The sequence below is a fragment of the Streptococcus sp. NM genome (assembly GCF_003390135.1).
Lineage (GTDB): Bacteria > Bacillota > Bacilli > Lactobacillales > Streptococcaceae > Streptococcus.
The window spans coordinates 79,115-95,516 of sequence record NZ_QUOS01000002.1 but is presented as its reverse complement, the minus strand read 5'-3'; the positions used below and the strand labels follow the sequence as shown (position 1 = coordinate 95,516).

General features: G+C 41.1%; 30 protein-coding genes. All 30 read left to right on the top strand.

What is annotated here, in order from left to right; genetic code table 11:
* Positions 1 to 18 precede the first annotated feature (18 nt).
* Entirely contained in the window at positions 19 to 642 is a 624-nt protein-coding gene (gene rplD / locus DXN33_RS04970; RefSeq protein WP_000024549.1) for a 50S ribosomal protein L4, read from the top strand.
* On the top strand, positions 642 to 938 hold the full coding sequence (locus tag DXN33_RS04965) for a 50S ribosomal protein L23 (RefSeq protein WP_001055347.1): 297 nt from the start codon (positions 642 to 644) through the stop codon (positions 936 to 938). The genes rplD and DXN33_RS04965 overlap by 1 nt, the downstream gene beginning before the upstream one ends.
* A gap of 17 nt (positions 939 to 955) precedes the next feature.
* On the top strand, positions 956 to 1,789 hold the full coding sequence (rplB, locus tag DXN33_RS04960; protein WP_000512911.1) for a 50S ribosomal protein L2: 834 nt from the start codon (positions 956 to 958) through the stop codon (positions 1,787 to 1,789).
* 103 nt (positions 1,790 to 1,892) lie between these two features.
* Positions 1,893 to 2,174 (top strand): 30S ribosomal protein S19, encoded by a 282-nt coding sequence (gene rpsS, locus DXN33_RS04955; protein WP_000533766.1) that lies wholly within the window; start codon positions 1,893 to 1,895, stop codon positions 2,172 to 2,174.
* Between the two features lie 11 nt (positions 2,175 to 2,185).
* The gene (gene rplV / locus DXN33_RS04950; RefSeq protein ID WP_000818137.1) at positions 2,186 to 2,530 is read left to right on the top strand and encodes a 50S ribosomal protein L22; all 345 of its coding nucleotides are present in this window, start codon (positions 2,186 to 2,188) and stop codon (positions 2,528 to 2,530) included.
* A gap of 12 nt (positions 2,531 to 2,542) precedes the next feature.
* Positions 2,543 to 3,196 carry a 30S ribosomal protein S3 gene (gene rpsC / locus DXN33_RS04945; RefSeq protein WP_000529936.1) on the top strand — a complete coding sequence of 218 codons (654 nt, stop codon included), beginning with the start codon at positions 2,543 to 2,545 and terminating at the stop codon, positions 3,194 to 3,196.
* A 3-nt stretch (positions 3,197 to 3,199) separates the two neighbouring features.
* Positions 3,200 to 3,613: a 50S ribosomal protein L16 gene (rplP, locus tag DXN33_RS04940; protein WP_000960946.1), complete on the top strand. Its 414-nt coding sequence runs from the start codon at positions 3,200 to 3,202 to the stop codon at positions 3,611 to 3,613.
* A 9-nt stretch (positions 3,614 to 3,622) separates the two neighbouring features.
* Positions 3,623 to 3,829: a 50S ribosomal protein L29 gene (gene rpmC / locus DXN33_RS04935; RefSeq protein WP_000772918.1), complete on the top strand. Its 207-nt coding sequence runs from the start codon at positions 3,623 to 3,625 to the stop codon at positions 3,827 to 3,829.
* 24 nt (positions 3,830 to 3,853) lie between these two features.
* Positions 3,854 to 4,114: a 30S ribosomal protein S17 gene (rpsQ, locus tag DXN33_RS04930; RefSeq protein WP_000440801.1), complete on the top strand. Its 261-nt coding sequence runs from the start codon at positions 3,854 to 3,856 to the stop codon at positions 4,112 to 4,114.
* A 25-nt stretch (positions 4,115 to 4,139) separates the two neighbouring features.
* Complete coding sequence (gene rplN, locus DXN33_RS04925; RefSeq protein ID WP_000616545.1) at positions 4,140 to 4,508, top strand: 50S ribosomal protein L14; 369 nt, start codon at positions 4,140 to 4,142, stop codon at positions 4,506 to 4,508.
* Positions 4,509 to 4,585: 77 nt separating this feature from the next.
* Entirely contained in the window at positions 4,586 to 4,891 is a 306-nt protein-coding gene (gene rplX / locus DXN33_RS04920; RefSeq protein ID WP_000497691.1) for a 50S ribosomal protein L24, read from the top strand.
* 23 nt (positions 4,892 to 4,914) lie between these two features.
* The gene (gene rplE, locus DXN33_RS04915) at positions 4,915 to 5,457 is read left to right on the top strand and encodes a 50S ribosomal protein L5 (protein WP_000013542.1); all 543 of its coding nucleotides are present in this window, start codon (positions 4,915 to 4,917) and stop codon (positions 5,455 to 5,457) included.
* Between the two features lie 17 nt (positions 5,458 to 5,474).
* Positions 5,475 to 5,660: a type Z 30S ribosomal protein S14 gene (locus DXN33_RS04910; RefSeq protein ID WP_001085697.1), complete on the top strand. Its 186-nt coding sequence runs from the start codon at positions 5,475 to 5,477 to the stop codon at positions 5,658 to 5,660.
* Positions 5,661 to 5,840: 180 nt separating this feature from the next.
* Entirely contained in the window at positions 5,841 to 6,239 is a 399-nt protein-coding gene (rpsH, locus tag DXN33_RS04905; protein WP_000245504.1) for a 30S ribosomal protein S8, read from the top strand.
* A gap of 300 nt (positions 6,240 to 6,539) precedes the next feature.
* Positions 6,540 to 7,076 carry a 50S ribosomal protein L6 gene (gene rplF, locus DXN33_RS04900; protein WP_000086640.1) on the top strand — a complete coding sequence of 179 codons (537 nt, stop codon included), beginning with the start codon at positions 6,540 to 6,542 and terminating at the stop codon, positions 7,074 to 7,076.
* An 83-nt stretch (positions 7,077 to 7,159) separates the two neighbouring features.
* Positions 7,160 to 7,516, top strand: coding sequence for a 50S ribosomal protein L18 (gene rplR, locus DXN33_RS04895; protein WP_000624044.1), 357 nt, complete (start codon positions 7,160 to 7,162; stop codon positions 7,514 to 7,516).
* A gap of 17 nt (positions 7,517 to 7,533) precedes the next feature.
* Positions 7,534 to 8,028 carry a 30S ribosomal protein S5 gene (gene rpsE / locus DXN33_RS04890; RefSeq protein ID WP_000874202.1) on the top strand — a complete coding sequence of 165 codons (495 nt, stop codon included), beginning with the start codon at positions 7,534 to 7,536 and terminating at the stop codon, positions 8,026 to 8,028.
* Positions 8,029 to 8,041: 13 nt separating this feature from the next.
* Positions 8,042 to 8,224: a 50S ribosomal protein L30 gene (gene rpmD / locus DXN33_RS04885; RefSeq protein ID WP_000057241.1), complete on the top strand. Its 183-nt coding sequence runs from the start codon at positions 8,042 to 8,044 to the stop codon at positions 8,222 to 8,224.
* Positions 8,225 to 8,368: 144 nt separating this feature from the next.
* Entirely contained in the window at positions 8,369 to 8,809 is a 441-nt protein-coding gene (rplO, locus tag DXN33_RS04880) for a 50S ribosomal protein L15 (protein WP_000766090.1), read from the top strand.
* A gap of 12 nt (positions 8,810 to 8,821) precedes the next feature.
* Entirely contained in the window at positions 8,822 to 10,132 is a 1,311-nt protein-coding gene (secY, locus tag DXN33_RS04875; RefSeq protein ID WP_000465403.1) for a preprotein translocase subunit SecY, read from the top strand.
* A 149-nt stretch (positions 10,133 to 10,281) separates the two neighbouring features.
* Positions 10,282 to 10,920 (top strand): adenylate kinase, encoded by a 639-nt coding sequence (locus DXN33_RS04870; protein ID WP_049552540.1) that lies wholly within the window; start codon positions 10,282 to 10,284, stop codon positions 10,918 to 10,920.
* 116 nt (positions 10,921 to 11,036) lie between these two features.
* The gene (infA, locus tag DXN33_RS04865) at positions 11,037 to 11,255 is read left to right on the top strand and encodes a translation initiation factor IF-1 (RefSeq protein ID WP_001029883.1); all 219 of its coding nucleotides are present in this window, start codon (positions 11,037 to 11,039) and stop codon (positions 11,253 to 11,255) included.
* 24 nt (positions 11,256 to 11,279) lie between these two features.
* Positions 11,280 to 11,396 carry a 50S ribosomal protein L36 gene (rpmJ, locus tag DXN33_RS04860; RefSeq protein ID WP_001808836.1) on the top strand — a complete coding sequence of 39 codons (117 nt, stop codon included), beginning with the start codon at positions 11,280 to 11,282 and terminating at the stop codon, positions 11,394 to 11,396.
* A 17-nt stretch (positions 11,397 to 11,413) separates the two neighbouring features.
* A complete protein-coding gene (gene rpsM / locus DXN33_RS04855) occupies positions 11,414 to 11,779 on the top strand; it encodes a 30S ribosomal protein S13 (RefSeq protein WP_000090781.1) in 366 nt (121 codons plus the stop codon).
* A gap of 17 nt (positions 11,780 to 11,796) precedes the next feature.
* On the top strand, positions 11,797 to 12,180 hold the full coding sequence (gene rpsK, locus DXN33_RS04850; protein WP_001118385.1) for a 30S ribosomal protein S11: 384 nt from the start codon (positions 11,797 to 11,799) through the stop codon (positions 12,178 to 12,180).
* A 42-nt stretch (positions 12,181 to 12,222) separates the two neighbouring features.
* Positions 12,223 to 13,158 carry a DNA-directed RNA polymerase subunit alpha gene (locus DXN33_RS04845; protein ID WP_000568988.1) on the top strand — a complete coding sequence of 312 codons (936 nt, stop codon included), beginning with the start codon at positions 12,223 to 12,225 and terminating at the stop codon, positions 13,156 to 13,158.
* An 11-nt stretch (positions 13,159 to 13,169) separates the two neighbouring features.
* On the top strand, positions 13,170 to 13,556 hold the full coding sequence (gene rplQ / locus DXN33_RS04840) for a 50S ribosomal protein L17 (RefSeq protein WP_000331493.1): 387 nt from the start codon (positions 13,170 to 13,172) through the stop codon (positions 13,554 to 13,556).
* A 265-nt stretch (positions 13,557 to 13,821) separates the two neighbouring features.
* Entirely contained in the window at positions 13,822 to 14,088 is a 267-nt protein-coding gene (locus tag DXN33_RS04835) for an ACT domain-containing protein (protein WP_000644130.1), read from the top strand.
* Positions 14,089 to 14,097: 9 nt separating this feature from the next.
* Entirely contained in the window at positions 14,098 to 15,435 is a 1,338-nt protein-coding gene (locus DXN33_RS04830) for a PFL family protein (protein WP_049510967.1), read from the top strand.
* 243 nt (positions 15,436 to 15,678) lie between these two features.
* Positions 15,679 to 16,371 carry a histidine phosphatase family protein gene (locus tag DXN33_RS04825; RefSeq protein ID WP_115904518.1) on the top strand — a complete coding sequence of 231 codons (693 nt, stop codon included), beginning with the start codon at positions 15,679 to 15,681 and terminating at the stop codon, positions 16,369 to 16,371.
* Positions 16,372 to 16,402 lie beyond the last annotated feature (31 nt).

Genomic DNA, 16,402 nt, shown 5'->3' with positions numbered 1-16,402 from the left:
AAGGGGAATACAGTCAAAATGGCAAATGTAACATTATTCGACCAAACTGGTAAACAAGCGGGCGAAGTTGTTCTTAACGATGCAATCTTTGGTATCGAACCAAACCAATCTGTTGTGTTTGATGTGATCATCAGCCAACGTGCTAGCCTTCGTCAAGGAACTCACGCAGTTAAAAACCGCTCAGCTGTTTCAGGTGGCGGACGCAAACCATGGCGTCAAAAAGGAACTGGACGTGCTCGTCAAGGTTCTATCCGCTCTCCACAATGGCGTGGTGGTGGAATCGTCTTCGGACCAACTCCACGTAGCTATGCGTACAAACTTCCTCAAAAAGTTCGTCGCCTTGCGCTTAAATCTGTTTACTCAGAAAAAGTTGCTGAAAATAAATTTGTAGCCGTTGATTCTCTTGAATTTACAGCTCCAAAAACTGCTGAATTTGCAAAAGTTCTTGCAGCTTTGAGCATCGATTCTAAAGTCCTTGTTATTCTTGAAGAAGGAAACGAATTCGCAGCTCTCTCAGCTCGTAACCTTCCAAACGTGAAAGTTGCGACTGCTACAACTGCAAGTGTTCTTGACATCGCAAATAGTGACAAACTTCTTGTTACTCAAGCAGCTATCTCTAAAATCGAGGAGGTTCTTGCATAATGAATTTGTATGATGTTATCAAAAAACCTGTAATCACTGAAAGCTCAATGGCTCAACTTGAAGCAGGAAAATATGTATTTGAAGTTGACACTCGTGCACACAAACTTTTGATCAAGCAAGCTGTTGAAGCTGCTTTCGAAGGTGTTAAAGTTGCCAACGTTAACACAATCAACGTAAAACCAAAAGCTAAACGTGTTGGACGTTACACTGGTTTTACTAACAAAACTAAAAAAGCTATCATCACACTTACAGCTGATTCTAAAGCAATCGAGTTGTTTGCTGCTGAAGCTGAATAATCTAAGGAGGAAATATCGTGGGAATTCGTGTTTATAAACCAACAACAAACGGTCGCCGTAATATGACTTCTTTGGATTTCGCTGAAATCACAACAAGCACTCCTGAAAAATCATTGCTTGTTGCATTGAAGAGCAAGGCTGGTCGTAACAACAACGGTCGTATCACAGTTCGTCACCAAGGTGGTGGACACAAACGTTTCTACCGTTTGGTTGACTTCAAACGTAACAAAGACAACGTTGAAGCAGTTGTTAAAACAATCGAGTACGATCCAAACCGTTCTGCAAACATCGCTCTTGTACACTACACTGACGGTGTGAAAGCGTACATCATCGCTCCAAAAGGTCTTGAAGTTGGTCAACGTATCGTTTCAGGTCCAGAAGCAGATATCAAAGTCGGAAATGCTCTTCCACTTGCTAACATCCCAGTTGGTACTTTGATCCACAACATCGAGTTGAAACCAGGTCGTGGTGGTGAATTGGTACGTGCTGCTGGAGCATCTGCTCAAGTATTGGGTTCTGAAGGTAAATACGTTCTTGTTCGTCTTCAATCAGGTGAAGTTCGTATGATTCTTGGAACTTGTCGTGCTACAGTTGGTGTTGTCGGAAACGAACAACACGGACTTGTGAACCTTGGTAAAGCAGGACGTAGTCGTTGGAAAGGTATCCGCCCAACAGTTCGTGGTTCTGTAATGAACCCTAACGATCACCCACACGGTGGTGGTGAAGGTAAAGCACCAGTTGGTCGTAAAGCACCATCTACTCCATGGGGCAAACCTGCTCTTGGTCTTAAAACTCGTAACAAGAAAGCGAAATCTGACAAACTTATCGTTCGTCGTCGCAACGAGAAATAATATTAAACTAGTCGCTTAAGCAACTAGTAAATCCGCCAGCTCGGTAGCGCTCCATGTGAGCGCAAGCCGCTGTGGTACAACATTTAAAGGAGAAAATATAAAAATGGGACGCAGTCTTAAAAAAGGACCTTTCGTCGATGAGCATTTGATGAAAAAAGTTGAAGCTCAAGCTAACGACGAAAAGAAAAAAGTTATTAAAACTTGGTCACGTCGTTCAACGATCTTCCCAAGTTTCATTGGTTACACTATTGCAGTTTATGACGGTCGTAAACACGTACCTGTTTACATCCAAGAAGACATGGTAGGTCACAAACTTGGTGAATTTGCACCAACTCGTACTTACAAAGGTCACGCTGCAGACGACAAGAAAACACGTAGAAAATAAGGAGAACATAAATGGCAGAAATTACTTCAGCTAAAGCAATGGCTCGTACAGTACGTGTTTCACCTCGTAAATCACGTCTTGTTCTTGATAACATCCGTGGTAAAAGCGTAGCCGATGCAATCGCAATCTTGACATTCACTCCAAACAAAGCTGCTGAAATCATCTTGAAAGTTTTGAACTCAGCTGTAGCTAACGCTGAAAACAACTTTGGTTTGGATAAAGCTAACTTGGTAGTATCTGAAGCATTCGCAAACGAAGGACCAACTATGAAACGTTTCCGTCCACGTGCGAAAGGTTCAGCTTCACCAATTAACAAACGTACAGCTCACATCACTGTAGCTGTTGCAGAAAAATAAGGAGGTAAAATCGTGGGTCAAAAAGTACATCCAATTGGTATGCGTGTCGGCATCATCCGTGATTGGGATGCCAAATGGTATGCTGAAAAAGAATACGCGGATTACCTTCATGAAGATCTTGCAATCCGTAAATTCGTTCAAAAAGAACTTGCTGACGCAGCAGTTTCAACTATCGAAATTGAACGCGCAGTAAACAAAGTTAACGTTTCACTTCACACTGCTAAACCAGGTATGGTTATCGGTAAAGGTGGTGCTAACGTTGATGCACTCCGTGCAAAACTTAACAAATTGACTGGAAAACAAGTACACATCAACATCATCGAAATCAAACAACCTGATTTGGATGCTCACCTTGTAGGTGAAGGAATTGCTCGTCAATTGGAGCAACGTGTTGCTTTCCGTCGTGCACAAAAACAAGCAATCCAACGTGCAATGCGTGCTGGAGCTAAAGGAATCAAAACTCAAGTATCAGGTCGTTTGAACGGTGCAGATATCGCCCGTGCTGAAGGATACTCTGAAGGAACTGTTCCACTTCACACACTTCGTGCAGATATCGATTACGCTTGGGAAGAAGCAGATACTACATACGGTAAACTTGGTGTTAAAGTATGGATCTACCGTGGTGAAGTTCTTCCAGCTCGCAAAAACACTAAAGGAGGTAAATAACCAATGTTAGTACCTAAACGTGTTAAACACCGTCGTGAATTCCGTGGAAAAATGCGCGGTGAAGCAAAAGGTGGAAAAGAAGTAGCATTCGGTGAATACGGTCTTCAAGCTACAACTAGCCACTGGATCACTAACCGCCAAATCGAAGCTGCTCGTATCGCCATGACTCGTTACATGAAACGTGGTGGTAAAGTTTGGATTAAAATCTTCCCACACAAATCATACACTGCTAAAGCTATCGGTGTGCGTATGGGATCTGGTAAAGGGGCACCTGAAGGTTGGGTAGCACCAGTTAAACGTGGTAAAGTGATGTTCGAAATCGCTGGTGTATCTGAAGAGATCGCTCGCGAAGCGCTTCGTCTTGCTAGCCACAAATTGCCAGTTAAATGTAAATTCGTAAAACGTGAAGCAGAATAAGGAGAAGGCATGAAACTTAATGAAGTAAAAGAATTTGTTAAAGAACTTCGTGGTCTTTCTCAAGAAGAACTCGCGAAGCGCGAAAACGAATTGAAAAAAGAATTGTTTGAACTTCGTTTCCAAGCTGCTACTGGTCAATTGGAACAAACAGCTCGCTTGAAAGAAGTTAAAAAACAAATCGCTCGTATCAAAACAGTTCAATCTGAAGCGAAATAATAGACTAGGGAAGGAGAAATTTCAATGGAACGCAATAATCGTAAAGTTCTTGTTGGACGTGTTGTATCTGACAAAATGGACAAGACAATCACAGTTGTAGTTGAAACAAAACGTAACCACCCAGTCTATGGTAAACGTATTAACTACTCTAAAAAATACAAAGCTCATGATGAAAACAATGTTGCCAAAGAAGGCGATATCGTACGTATCATGGAAACTCGTCCGCTTTCAGCTACAAAACGTTTCCGTCTTGTAGAAGTTGTTGAAGAAGCGGTCATCATCTAATCAAACCTGAAAGGAGAAAACTGAAATGATTCAAACAGAAACTCGTTTGAAAGTCGCAGACAACAGCGGTGCTCGCGAAATCTTGACTATCAAAGTTCTTGGTGGTTCAGGACGTAAATTTGCAAACATCGGTGATGTTATCGTGGCATCTGTAAAACAAGCTACTCCTGGTGGTGCGGTTAAAAAAGGTGACGTTGTTAAAGCAGTTATCGTTCGTACTAAATCAGGTGCTCGTCGTGCTGATGGTTCATACATCAAGTTTGACGAAAACGCAGCAGTTATCATCCGTGAAGACAAAACTCCTCGCGGAACACGTATCTTTGGCCCAGTTGCACGTGAATTGCGTGAAGGTGGCTTCATGAAGATCGTGTCACTTGCTCCAGAAGTACTTTAATTTTTAGAAACAAACTAGTCCCCTAGCTTGAAGCTAGGGTGCCCTTATGGGCGTAAGAAAAATCAAGGAGAAACCTAATGTTTGTAAAAAAAGGCGACAAAGTTCGCGTAATCGCTGGTAAAGATAAGGGAACAGAAGCTGTTGTCCTTACTGCCCTTCCAAAAGTAAACAAAGTTATCGTTGAAGGTGTTAACATCGTTAAGAAACACCAACGTCCAACTAACGAGCTTCCTCAAGGTGGTATCATCGAGAAAGAAGCAGCTATCCACGTATCAAACGTTCAAGTTTTGGACAAAAATGGTGTAGCTGGTCGTGTTGGTTACAAATTTGTAGACGGTAAAAAAGTTCGCTACAACAAAAAATCAGGCGAAGTGCTTGATTAATCACGAAGGAAAGGAGAAGTATAATGGCAAATCGTTTAAAAGAAAAATATCTTAATGAAGTAGTTCCTGCTTTGACAGAACAATTCAACTACTCATCAGTGATGGCTGTGCCTAAAGTAGATAAGATCGTTTTGAACATGGGTGTTGGTGAAGCTGTATCAAACGCTAAAAGCCTTGAAAAAGCTGCTGAAGAATTGGCACTTATCTCAGGTCAAAAACCACTTATCACTAAAGCTAAAAAATCAATCGCCGGCTTCCGTCTTCGTGAAGGTGTTGCGATCGGTGCAAAAGTTACCCTTCGTGGTGAACGTATGTACGAATTCTTGGATAAATTGGTTTCAGTTTCACTTCCACGTGTACGTGACTTCCACGGTGTTCCAACAAAATCATTTGATGGACGCGGGAACTACACACTTGGTGTGAAAGAACAATTGATCTTCCCAGAAATCAACTTCGATGACGTTGACAAAACTCGTGGTCTTGACATCGTTATCGTAACAACTGCTAACACTGACGAAGAGTCACGTGCATTGCTTACAGGCCTTGGAATGCCTTTTGCAAAATAATATAGGAGGTAAATCTAATGGCTAAAAAATCAATGATTGCTAAGAACAAACGTCCAGCGAAGTTCTCTACTCAAGCTTATACTCGTTGTGAAAAATGTGGTCGTCCACATTCAGTTTACCGCAAATTTAAACTTTGCCGTGTTTGCTTCCGTGAATTAGCTTACAAAGGACAAATTCCTGGTGTAACAAAAGCATCTTGGTAATTCTAGCTTTCAATCCCGTCGTGATTCGTCGTTATCTGCTTTTGCCTAACTCAAGTTATGCCTGCAAGCAGATGCCTAGACTCACTTAGGACTTGAAACCTAGAAATATATTCTGAGCCTAGCTCAATCATTAACTAGCAAGTGCAACTTGCAAACTACTAGTAAGAGGAGAAAAATAAAATGGTTATGACTGACCCAATCGCAGACTTCCTAACTCGTATTCGTAACGCTAACCAAGCTAAACACGAAGTACTTGAAGTACCTGCATCAAACATCAAAAAAGGGATTGCTGAAATCCTTAAACGCGAAGGTTTTGTAAAAAACGTTGAAATCATCGAAGATGACAAACAAGGCATCATCCGTGTATTCCTTAAATACGGACCAAACGGTGAAAAAGTTATTACTAACTTGAAACGTGTTTCTAAACCAGGACTTCGTGTCTACAAAAAACGTGAAGACCTTCCAAAAGTTCTTAACGGACTTGGAATTGCTATCCTTTCAACTTCTGAAGGTTTGCTTACTGATAAAGAAGCACGCCAAAAGAATGTTGGTGGAGAAGTTATCGCTTACGTTTGGTAATTGATGATGTGAGAGCGTTAAAAGAATGCAGTGAAAATAGGAAGTTTGTAGCAGGAGCGATGCTTCAAGACAAACTTATCTTTTTCACCAAATTCTTAGCTCGAACTCAAATCAAGATACAAAGCTCGTAAAGAACAAAGCAAAATTAGGAAGTTGGAGAAGTTTGTTTACAAACAAGCCAACTTATCTATTTTGCACAGTTCTTAGAGCGTGTTCAGTTCAGCTCTTGAACTAAATAAGTATCTGAACCCCGTGAAAACTGGCCGTTCTGGCCTGACAATTTAACAGGAGAAAATAAACATGTCACGTATTGGTAATAAAGTTATCGTGTTGCCTGCTGGTGTTGAACTCACTAACAATGACAACGTTGTAACTGTAAAAGGACCTAAAGGAGAACTTACTCGTGAGTTCTCAAAAGATATTGAAATCCGTGTGGAAGGTACTGAAGTAACTCTTCACCGTCCAAACGATTCAAAAGAAATGAAAACTATCCACGGAACTACTCGTGCCCTTTTGAACAACATGGTTGTTGGTGTATCAGAAGGATTCAAGAAAGAACTTGAAATGCGCGGGGTTGGTTACCGTGCACAACTTCAAGGATCTAAACTTGTTTTGGCTGTTGGTAAATCTCATCCAGACGAAGTTGAAGCTCCAGAAGGAATTACTTTTGAACTTCCAAACCCAACAACAATCGTTGTTAGCGGAATTTCAAAAGAAGTAGTTGGTCAAACAGCTGCTTACGTACGTAGCCTTCGTTCACCAGAGCCATATAAAGGTAAAGGTATCCGTTACGTTGGTGAATTCGTTCGCCGTAAAGAAGGTAAAACAGGTAAATAATGTTGAGTGGTTGAACATCAACCACCAACCTATTTTCCAACTTTGTGCATAGCACACGATTTAAAACTAAAGAGGTGAAAACTGTGATTTCAAAACCAGATAAAAACAAACTCCGCCAAAAACGCCACCGTCGCGTTCGCGGAAAACTCTCTGGAACTGCTGATCGCCCACGTTTGAACGTATTCCGTTCTAATACAGGCATCTACGCTCAAGTGATTGATGACGTAGCGGGTGTAACGCTCGCAAGTGCTTCAACTCTTGACAAAGAAGTTTCAAAAGGAACTAAAACTGAACAAGCCGTTGCTGTCGGTAAACTCGTTGCAGAACGTGCAAACGCTAAAGGTATTTCAGAAGTGGTGTTCGACCGCGGTGGATATCTATATCACGGACGTGTGAAAGCTTTGGCTGATGCAGCTCGTGAAAACGGATTGAAATTCTAATAGGAGGACACTAGAAAATGGCATTTAAAGACAATGCAGTTGAATTAGAAGAACGCGTAGTTGCTGTCAACCGTGTTACAAAAGTTGTTAAAGGTGGACGTCGTCTTCGTTTCGCAGCTCTTGTTGTTGTTGGTGACCACAACGGTCGCGTAGGATTTGGTACTGGTAAAGCTCAAGAAGTTCCAGAAGCAATCCGTAAAGCAGTAGATGATGCTAAGAAAAACTTGATCGAAGTTCCTATGGTTGGAACAACAATCCCACACGAAGTTCTTTCAGAATTCGGTGGAGCTAAAGTATTGTTGAAACCTGCTGTAGAAGGTTCTGGAGTTGCCGCTGGTGGTGCAGTTCGTGCCGTTGTGGAATTGGCAGGTGTGGCAGATATTACATCTAAATCACTTGGTTCTAACACTCCAATCAACATTGTTCGTGCAACTGTTGAAGGTTTGAAACAATTGAAACGCGCTGAAGAAGTTGCTGCCCTTCGTGGTATTTCAGTTTCTGATTTGGCATAAGAAAGGGGATAAAATGGCTCAAATTAAAATTACTTTGACTAAGTCTCCAATCGGACGCATTCCATCACAACGTAAAACTGTTGTAGCACTTGGACTTGGCAAATTGAACAGCTCTGTTATTAAAGAAGATAACGCTGCTATCCGTGGTATGATCACAGCAGTATCTCACTTGGTAACAGTTGAAGAAGTAAACTAATGAATTTTTAGGGGATGTGCACTATACCATCCCCTAAAACTAGATATAGTCATCTATGATGACGTCGTATAGGCGAGTTGATGGGGGAGACAACCTTTTCTCCCTTATCGGCGCTAGCATTTTACAAAAGAGGAGAAAATAAAAATGAAACTTCATGAATTGAAACCTGCAGAAGGTTCTCGTAAAGTACGTAACCGCGTTGGTCGTGGTACTTCATCAGGTAACGGTAAAACATCTGGTCGTGGTCAAAAAGGTCAAAAAGCTCGTAGCGGTGGCGGTGTACGTCTTGGTTTTGAAGGTGGACAAACTCCATTGTTCCGTCGTCTTCCAAAACGTGGATTCACTAACATCAACGCTAAAGAATACGCAATTGTGAACCTTGACCAATTGAACGTCTTTGAAGATGGTGCTGAAGTTACTCCAGTTGTTCTTATCGAATCAGGAATTGTTAAAGCTGAAAAATCAGGTATTAAAATTCTTGGTAACGGTGAGTTGACTAAGAAATTGACTGTGAAAGCAGCTAAATTCTCTAAATCAGCTGAAGAAGCTATCACTGCTAAAGGTGGTTCAGTAGAAGTCATCTAAGAGAGGTGACCTATGTTTTTTAAATTATTAAGAGAAGCTCTTAAAGTCAAGCAGGTTCGATCAAAAATTTTATTTACAATTTTTATCGTTTTGGTCTTTCGTATCGGAACTAGTATTACAGTTCCTGGTGTGAATGCCAATAGCTTGAATGCTTTAAGTGGATTATCCTTCTTAAATATGTTGAGCTTGGTGTCAGGGAATGCCATGAAAAACTTCTCAGTTTTTGCTCTTGGTGTTAGTCCCTACATTACGGCCTCTATCGTTGTCCAACTCTTGCAAATGGATATTTTACCCAAGTTTGTAGAGTGGGGTAAACAAGGGGAAGTAGGTCGAAGAAAATTAAATCAAGCTACTCGTTATATTGCTCTTGTTCTAGCCTTTGTGCAATCTATCGGGATTACAGCTGGTTTTAATACTTTAGCTGGAGCTCAATTGTTGAAAACAGCTCTTACTCCACAAGTCTTTATCATGATTGGTATCATCTTAACAGCTGGTAGTATGATTGTGACTTGGTTGGGAGAGCAAATTACAGATAAGGGATACGGAAATGGTGTTTCTATGATTATCTTTGCCGGGATTGTTGCCTCAATTCCAGAGATGATTCAGGGCATCTATGTGGACTACTTTGTGAACGTCCCAAGTAGCCGTATCAACTCATCTATCATTTTCGTAATCATTTTGATTATTACTGTTTTGTTGATCATTTACTTTACAACTTATGTTCAACAAGCAGAATACAAAATTCCAATCCAATATACTAAGGTTGCACAAGGTGCTCCATCTAGCTCTTACCTTCCTTTGAAGGTAAACCCTGCTGGAGTTATCCCTGTTATCTTTGCTAGTTCGATTACTGCAGCGCCAGCGGCTATTCTTCAGTTTTTGAGCGCTACAGGTCATGATTGGGCTTGGGTAAGAACAGCACAAGAAATGCTGGCAACAACTTCACCAACTGGTATTGCCATGTATGCTTTGTTGATTATTCTCTTTACATTCTTCTATACGTTTGTACAGATTAATCCTGAAAAAGCGGCAGAGAACCTACAAAAGAGCGGTGCCTATATCCACGGAGTCCGTCCTGGTAAAGGTACAGAAGAATATATGTCTAAACTTCTTCGTCGTCTTGCAACTGTTGGTTCCCTCTTCCTTGGTGTGATTTCTATTTTACCGATTGTAGCAAAAGATGTTTTCGGACTTTCAGAAGCAGTTGCTTTTGGAGGAACCAGTCTTTTGATCATTATCTCTACAGGTATTGAAGGAATCAAACAATTGGAAGGTTACCTATTGAAACGTAAGTATGTTGGTTTCATGGACAGAACAGAATAAAAGTATTTACTGAGTCAGTAAATACTGAGGGAGTGGAGGTTTAACTCTAACATTAGTGAGAGTTTGGTCTCCCCTCTTCTATTTTGTTTTTAAATAGGGGTGAAAAGATTTTTTGCTTCTATTTAAAAATAAAATAAGGAGATCAAATCATGAATCTTTTGATTATGGGCTTACCTGGTGCAGGTAAGGGAACTCAAGCAGCAAAAATCGTAGAACAATTCCATGTTGCACATATCTCAACAGGTGATATGTTCCGCGCTGCTATGGCAAATCAAACTGAAATGGGTGTTCTTGCTAAGTCATACATTGACAAGGGTGAATTGGTTCCTGACGAAGTGACAAATGGAATCGTAAAAGAACGTCTTTCACAAGATGATATTAAAGAAACAGGATTCTTGTTGGATGGTTACCCGCGTACAATCGAACAAGCTCATGCCTTGGACAAAACATTGGCTGAACTTGGCATTGAACTAGAAGGTGTCATCAACATTAAAGTGAATCCAGATAGCCTCTTGGAACGTTTGAGTGGCCGTATCATCCACCGCGTAACTGGAGAAACTTTCCACAAGGTCTTTAACCCACCAGTTGACTATAAAGAAGAAGATTACTACCAACGTGAAGATGATAAGCCTGAGACAGTCAAACGTCGTTTGGACGTTAATATTGCTCAAGGAGAACCAATCATTGCTCACTACCGTGCTAAAGGTTTGGTTCATGACATCGAAGGTAATCAAGATATCAATGATGTCTTTTCAGATATCGAAAAAGTATTGACAAATTTGAAATAAAGCGTTTTTCACACTTGCAAAAATCCGCTACAAATGTTATACTGAGATAGTCTGACTTATAATTGTTGTCTCTGTGTCTAGAGGCATCGAATCGAAATTTATGGAGGTGCTTTTGCGTGGCAAAAGACGATGTGATTGAAGTTGAAGGCAAAGTAGTTGATACAATGCCGAATGCAATGTTTACGGTTGAACTTGAAAATGGACATCAGATTTTAGCAACAGTTTCTGGTAAAATTCGTAAAAACTATATTCGTATTTTAGCGGGAGATCGTGTTACTGTCGAAATGAGTCCATATGACTTGACACGTGGACGTATCACTTACCGCTTTAAATAATCGAAAAACTTGGAGGGATAAGAAATGAAAGTAAGACCATCGGTCAAACCAATTTGCGAATACTGTAAAGTTATTCGTCGTAATGGTCGTGTTATGGTGATTTGCCCAGCAAATCCAAAACACAAACAACGTCAAGGATAAGATAGAAAGGAGAAAACATGGCTCGTATTGCTGGAGTTGACATTCCAAATGACAAACGTGTAGTAATCTCATTGACTTATGTTTATGGTATCGGACTTGCAACATCTAAGAAAATTTTGGCTGCTGCTGGAATCTCAGAAGATGTTCGTGTACGTGATCTTACATCAGATCAAGAAGATGCTATCCGTCGTGAAGTGGATGCAATCAAAGTTGAAGGTGACCTTCGTCGTGAAGTAAACTTGAACATCAAACGTTTGATGGAAATCGGTTCATACCGTGGTATCCGTCACCGTCGTGGACTTCCTGTCCGTGGACAAAACACTAAAAACAACGCTCGCACTCGTAAAGGTAAAGCTGTTGCGATTGCTGGTAAGAAAAAATAATATAGGAGGTAAAAGTCTTGGCTAAACCAACACGTAAACGTCGTGTGAAAAAGAATATCGAATCTGGTATTGCTCATATTCACGCTACATTTAATAACACTATTGTTATGATTACTGATGTGCATGGTAATGCAATTGCTTGGTCATCAGCTGGTGCTCTTGGTTTCAAAGGTTCTCGTAAATCTACACCATTCGCTGCTCAAATGGCTTCTGAAGCTGCTGCTAAATCTGCACAAGAACACGGTCTTAAATCAGTTGAAGTTACTGTAAAAGGTCCAGGTTCTGGTCGTGAGTCAGCTATTCGTGCGCTTGCTGCCGCTGGTCTTGAAGTAACAGCAATTCGTGATGTGACTCCAGTGCCACACAATGGTGCTCGTCCTCCAAAACGTCGCCGTGTATAATCATCGCATTACACTGCTTTTCGTTTAAGAGGGAGTAACTAAATGATCGAGTTTGAAAAACCAAATATAACAAAAATTGATGAAAATAAAGATTATGGCAAGTTTGTAATCGAACCACTTGAACGTGGCTACGGTACAACTCTTGGTAACTCTCTTCGTCGTGTACTTCTAGCTTCTCTACCAGGAGCAGCTGTGACATCTATCAATATTGATGGTGTGTTACATGAATTTGACACAGTTCCAGGTGTTCGTGAAGACGTGATGCAAATCATTCTGAACATTAAAGGAATTGCAGTGAAATCGTACGTTGAAGACGAAAAAATCATCGAACTGGATGTTGAAGGTCCTGCTGAAGTAACAGCTGGTGACATTTTGACAGATAGCGATATTGAAATTGTAAATCCAGATCATTATCTCTTTACAATCGGTGAAGGTTCTTCTCTAAAAGCGACTATGACTGTTAACAGTGGTCGTGGATATGTACCTGCTGATGAAAATAAAAAAGATAATGCACCGGTTGGAACACTTGCTGTAGATTCTATTTATACACCAGTTACAAAAGTCAACTATCAAGTGGAACCTGCTCGTGTAGGTAGCAATGATGGATTTGACAAATTAACCCTTGAAATCTTGACAAATGGAACAATTATTCCAGAAGATGCTTTAGGGCTTTCAGCACGTATTTTGACAGAACATCTTGATTTGTTTACAAATCTTACTGAGATTGCTAAGTCAACTGAAGTGATGAAAGAAGCTGACACTGAATCTGACGATCGTATTTTGGATCGTACGATTGAGGAACTGGACTTGTCTGTGCGTTCATACAACTGTTTGAAACGTGCCGGTATCAATACTGTGCATGATTTGACAGAAAAATCTGAAGCAGAGATGATGAAAGTACGAAATCTTGGACGCAAGAGTTTGGAAGAAGTGAAACTCAAACTCATTGATTTGGGTCTTGGATTAAAAGATAAATAAAGGAGGAATACATGGCTTACCGTAAACTAGGACGCACTAGCTCACAACGTAAAGCAATGCTTCGCGATTTGACAACTGACCTTTTGATCAACGAATCAATCGTGACAACTGAAGCTCGTGCTAAAGAAATCCGTAAAACTGTTGAAAAAATGATTACTCTAGGTAAACGTGGTGATTTGCATGCACGTCGTCAAGCAGCTGCTTTCGTACGTAATGAAATCGCATCTGAAAACTATGATGAAGCAACTGATAAGTACACTTCTACTACAGCACTTCAAAAATTGTTCTCAGAAATCGCACCTCGTTATGCTGAACGTAACGGTGGATACACTCGTATCCTTAAAACTGAACCACGTCGTGGTGATGCAGCGCCAATGGCGATCATCGAATTAGTATAAAATCATCAATTTTGTTGAGTGTTATGATGATGGAGTCTTGTGCTCTTAGTCTAGCTCTGGTCTACCGCTAGGATTTCGGTCCTAGCGGGAACACTCATCATAAGTTGGGATAGTAGACGCTTGTTTACGAAATTGTTTTTTGCTTAAGAACAACTTCGTAAGCAGGCGTTTTTGAGTATTTTCGTTAGAATTATGCTATACTATTTGAAAAGAATCCTGTTTAATGTTCAGGTTTCCTAATTAAAAGAAGAATTGGAGTTTGCTTATGAAAGCGATTATAACTGTTGTTGGTAAAGATAAATCTGGAATTGTTGCAGGTGTTTCTGGTAAAATTGCAGAATTGGGGTTGAATATTGATGATATCTCTCAAACCGTCTTGGATGAATATTTCACGATGATGGCTGTCGTCTCTAGTGATAAAAAGCAAGATTTTACCTATCTTCGTAATGAATTTGAAGCTTTTGGGCAAACTTTGAATGTAAAAATCAATATTCAGAGTGCAGCGATTTTCGAAGCTATGTATAATATCTAGGAGGTGCACATGGATATTAGACAAGTTACTGAAACCATTGCCATGATTGAGGAGCAAAACTTCGATATCAGAACCATTACCATGGGGATTTCTCTTTTGGACTGTATTGATCCAGATATCAATCGTGCTGCGGAGAAAATTTATCAAAAGATTACGACCAAGGCAGCTAATTTAGTGGCTGTTGGCGATGAAATTGCGGCTGAGTTGGGGATTCCAATCGTTAATAAGCGTGTATCGGTGACTCCTATCTCTTTGATTGGGGCAGCGACAGATGCGACGGACTATGTGGTTCTGGCAAAAGCGCTTGATAGGGCTGCGAAAGAAATCGGTGTGGACTTTATTGGTGGTTTCTCTGCCTTGGTACAAAAGGGGTACCAAAAGGGAGATGAGATTCTCATCAATTCTATTCCTCGTGCTTTGGCTGAAACGGACAAGGTCTGCTCGTCAGTCAATATCGGCTCAACCAAGTCTGGTATCAATATGACGGCTGTCGCAGATATGGGACGAGTTATCAAGGAAACGGCAACTCTATCTGATATGGGGGCAGCCAAGTTGGTTGTATTCGCTAATGCTGTTGAGGACAATCCATTTATGGCGGGTGCCTTCCATGGTGTTGGGGAGGCAGATGTTATCATCAATGTCGGAGTTTCTGGTCCTGGTGTGGTGAAGCGTGCCTTGGAAAAAGTTCGTGGAGAGAGCTTTGATGTAGTAGCCGAAACGGTCAAGAAGACTGCCTTCAAGATTACTCGTATCGGTCAATTGGTTGGTCAGATGGCCAGTGAGAGACTGGGTGTGGAGTTTGGTATTGTGGACTTGAGTTTGGCGCCAACTCCTGCGGTTGGAGATTCTGTTGCACGTGTCCTTGAGGAAATGGGGCTAGAGACAGTTGGTACGCATGGAACGACGGCTGCCTTGGCTCTCTTGAATGACCAAGTTAAGAAGGGCGGAGTTATGGCCTGCAACCAAGTTGGTGGTTTGTCTGGTGCCTTTATCCCTGTTTCAGAGGATGAAGGAATGATTGCTGCAGTGCAAAATGGCTCTCTTAATCTGGAAAAACTAGAAGCTATGACGGCTATCTGTTCCGTTGGTTTGGATATGATTGCCATTCCGGAGGATACACCTGCTGAAACCATTGCGGCTATGATTGCGGATGAGGCTGCAATTGGTGTCATTAACATGAAGACAACAGCTGTTCGTATTATTCCAAAAGGAAAAGAAGGCGACATGATTGAGTTTGGTGGCCTATTAGGAACTGCACCTGTTATGAAGGTCAATGGGGCTTCGTCTGTCGATTTCATCTCTCGTGGAGGACAAATCCCAGCACCAATTCATAGTTTTAAAAATTAAGAAAATAGGAGAAATTTTAAGTTCTATTTAAGGTTGGCTGTGTATACTATAATCATTAAATAAAGACCTCCTAATATTATTTGAAACAGATAACAAGTATTTAGTTTGAATTTGATTTTCATCTAATATCTTTATTTAATGAACTCCTAAACTTTTTCATAATAATCTCCTGCAAAAGTCGCCTGTATGGGTGGCTTTTGTTTTATCATCCATGTTATAATAGAAGCAAACGGAGGACGGAAAATGGTAAAAGTACGATTGTATTTGGTACGTCATGGCAAGACCATGTTTAACACGATTGGTCGTGCGCAAGGTTGGAGCGATACTCCCTTAACAGCTGAAGGTGAGCGAGGGATTCAAGAATTAGGAATCGGTTTGCGAGAATCTGGTTTGCAGTTTGAGCGCGCTTATTCGAGTGATTCTGGGCGCACCATTCAGACCATGGGAATTATCCTTGAAGAACTTGGCTTGCAGGGGAAAATCCCTTATCGCATGGACAAGCGTATCAGAGAATGGTGTTTTGGTAGCTTTGACGGGGCCTACGATGGCGATCTTTTCATGGGCATTATTCCCCGTATCTTTAATGTGGACCACGTTCACCAATTGTCTTATGCTGAACTGGCTGAGGGCTTGGTAGAGGTCGATACAGCTGGTTGGGCTGAAGGCTGGGAAAAACTCAGTGGCCGTATCAAAGAAGGCTTTGAAGCGATTGCTAAAGAAATGGAAGAACAAGGCGGCGGTAATGCTCTTGTCGTGAGTCACGGAATGACCATTGGAACCATTGTTTATCTGATCAATGGTATGCATCCGCATGGTCTAGATAATGGCAGCGTGACGATTCTTGAATATGAGGACGGCCAGTTTAGCGTTGAAGTTGTCGGCGACCGTAGTTACCGAGAACTAGGACGGGAGAAGATGGAAGAAGCCCCTATTTAATCAGTCTAGACTTGCTTGCCATGAGTTAGGA

What these genes read in the sequence shown, in the direction of transcription:
- rplF (WP_000086640.1), top strand. Translation starts at nt 6,540, where the DNA reads ATGTCACGTATTGGTAATAAAGTTATCGTGTTGCCTGCTGGTGTTGAA.
- DXN33_RS04835 (WP_000644130.1), top strand. Translation starts at nt 13,822, where the DNA reads ATGAAAGCGATTATAACTGTTGTTGGTAAAGATAAATCTGGAATTGTT.
- rplD (WP_000024549.1), top strand. Translation starts at nt 19, where the DNA reads ATGGCAAATGTAACATTATTCGACCAAACTGGTAAACAAGCGGGCGAA.
- rpmD (WP_000057241.1), top strand. Translation starts at nt 8,042, where the DNA reads ATGGCTCAAATTAAAATTACTTTGACTAAGTCTCCAATCGGACGCATT.
- rplO (WP_000766090.1), top strand. Translation starts at nt 8,369, where the DNA reads ATGAAACTTCATGAATTGAAACCTGCAGAAGGTTCTCGTAAAGTACGT.
- DXN33_RS04845 (WP_000568988.1), top strand. Translation starts at nt 12,223, where the DNA reads ATGATCGAGTTTGAAAAACCAAATATAACAAAAATTGATGAAAATAAA.
- DXN33_RS04830 (WP_049510967.1), top strand. Translation starts at nt 14,098, where the DNA reads ATGGATATTAGACAAGTTACTGAAACCATTGCCATGATTGAGGAGCAA.
- DXN33_RS04870 (WP_049552540.1), top strand. Translation starts at nt 10,282, where the DNA reads ATGAATCTTTTGATTATGGGCTTACCTGGTGCAGGTAAGGGAACTCAA.
- rplV (WP_000818137.1), top strand. Translation starts at nt 2,186, where the DNA reads ATGGCAGAAATTACTTCAGCTAAAGCAATGGCTCGTACAGTACGTGTT.
- rplE (WP_000013542.1), top strand. Translation starts at nt 4,915, where the DNA reads ATGGCAAATCGTTTAAAAGAAAAATATCTTAATGAAGTAGTTCCTGCT.
- DXN33_RS04825 (WP_115904518.1), top strand. Translation starts at nt 15,679, where the DNA reads ATGGTAAAAGTACGATTGTATTTGGTACGTCATGGCAAGACCATGTTT.
- rpmJ (WP_001808836.1), top strand. Translation starts at nt 11,280, where the DNA reads ATGAAAGTAAGACCATCGGTCAAACCAATTTGCGAATACTGTAAAGTT.
- rpsM (WP_000090781.1), top strand. Translation starts at nt 11,414, where the DNA reads ATGGCTCGTATTGCTGGAGTTGACATTCCAAATGACAAACGTGTAGTA.
- DXN33_RS04910 (WP_001085697.1), top strand. Translation starts at nt 5,475, where the DNA reads ATGGCTAAAAAATCAATGATTGCTAAGAACAAACGTCCAGCGAAGTTC.
- rplN (WP_000616545.1), top strand. Translation starts at nt 4,140, where the DNA reads ATGATTCAAACAGAAACTCGTTTGAAAGTCGCAGACAACAGCGGTGCT.
- rpsQ (WP_000440801.1), top strand. Translation starts at nt 3,854, where the DNA reads ATGGAACGCAATAATCGTAAAGTTCTTGTTGGACGTGTTGTATCTGAC.
- rplP (WP_000960946.1), top strand. Translation starts at nt 3,200, where the DNA reads ATGTTAGTACCTAAACGTGTTAAACACCGTCGTGAATTCCGTGGAAAA.
- rpsE (WP_000874202.1), top strand. Translation starts at nt 7,534, where the DNA reads ATGGCATTTAAAGACAATGCAGTTGAATTAGAAGAACGCGTAGTTGCT.
- rplQ (WP_000331493.1), top strand. Translation starts at nt 13,170, where the DNA reads ATGGCTTACCGTAAACTAGGACGCACTAGCTCACAACGTAAAGCAATG.
- rpmC (WP_000772918.1), top strand. Translation starts at nt 3,623, where the DNA reads ATGAAACTTAATGAAGTAAAAGAATTTGTTAAAGAACTTCGTGGTCTT.
- rplX (WP_000497691.1), top strand. Translation starts at nt 4,586, where the DNA reads ATGTTTGTAAAAAAAGGCGACAAAGTTCGCGTAATCGCTGGTAAAGAT.
- rpsH (WP_000245504.1), top strand. Translation starts at nt 5,841, where the DNA reads ATGGTTATGACTGACCCAATCGCAGACTTCCTAACTCGTATTCGTAAC.
- rpsS (WP_000533766.1), top strand. Translation starts at nt 1,893, where the DNA reads ATGGGACGCAGTCTTAAAAAAGGACCTTTCGTCGATGAGCATTTGATG.
- secY (WP_000465403.1), top strand. Translation starts at nt 8,822, where the DNA reads ATGTTTTTTAAATTATTAAGAGAAGCTCTTAAAGTCAAGCAGGTTCGA.
- DXN33_RS04965 (WP_001055347.1), top strand. Translation starts at nt 642, where the DNA reads ATGAATTTGTATGATGTTATCAAAAAACCTGTAATCACTGAAAGCTCA.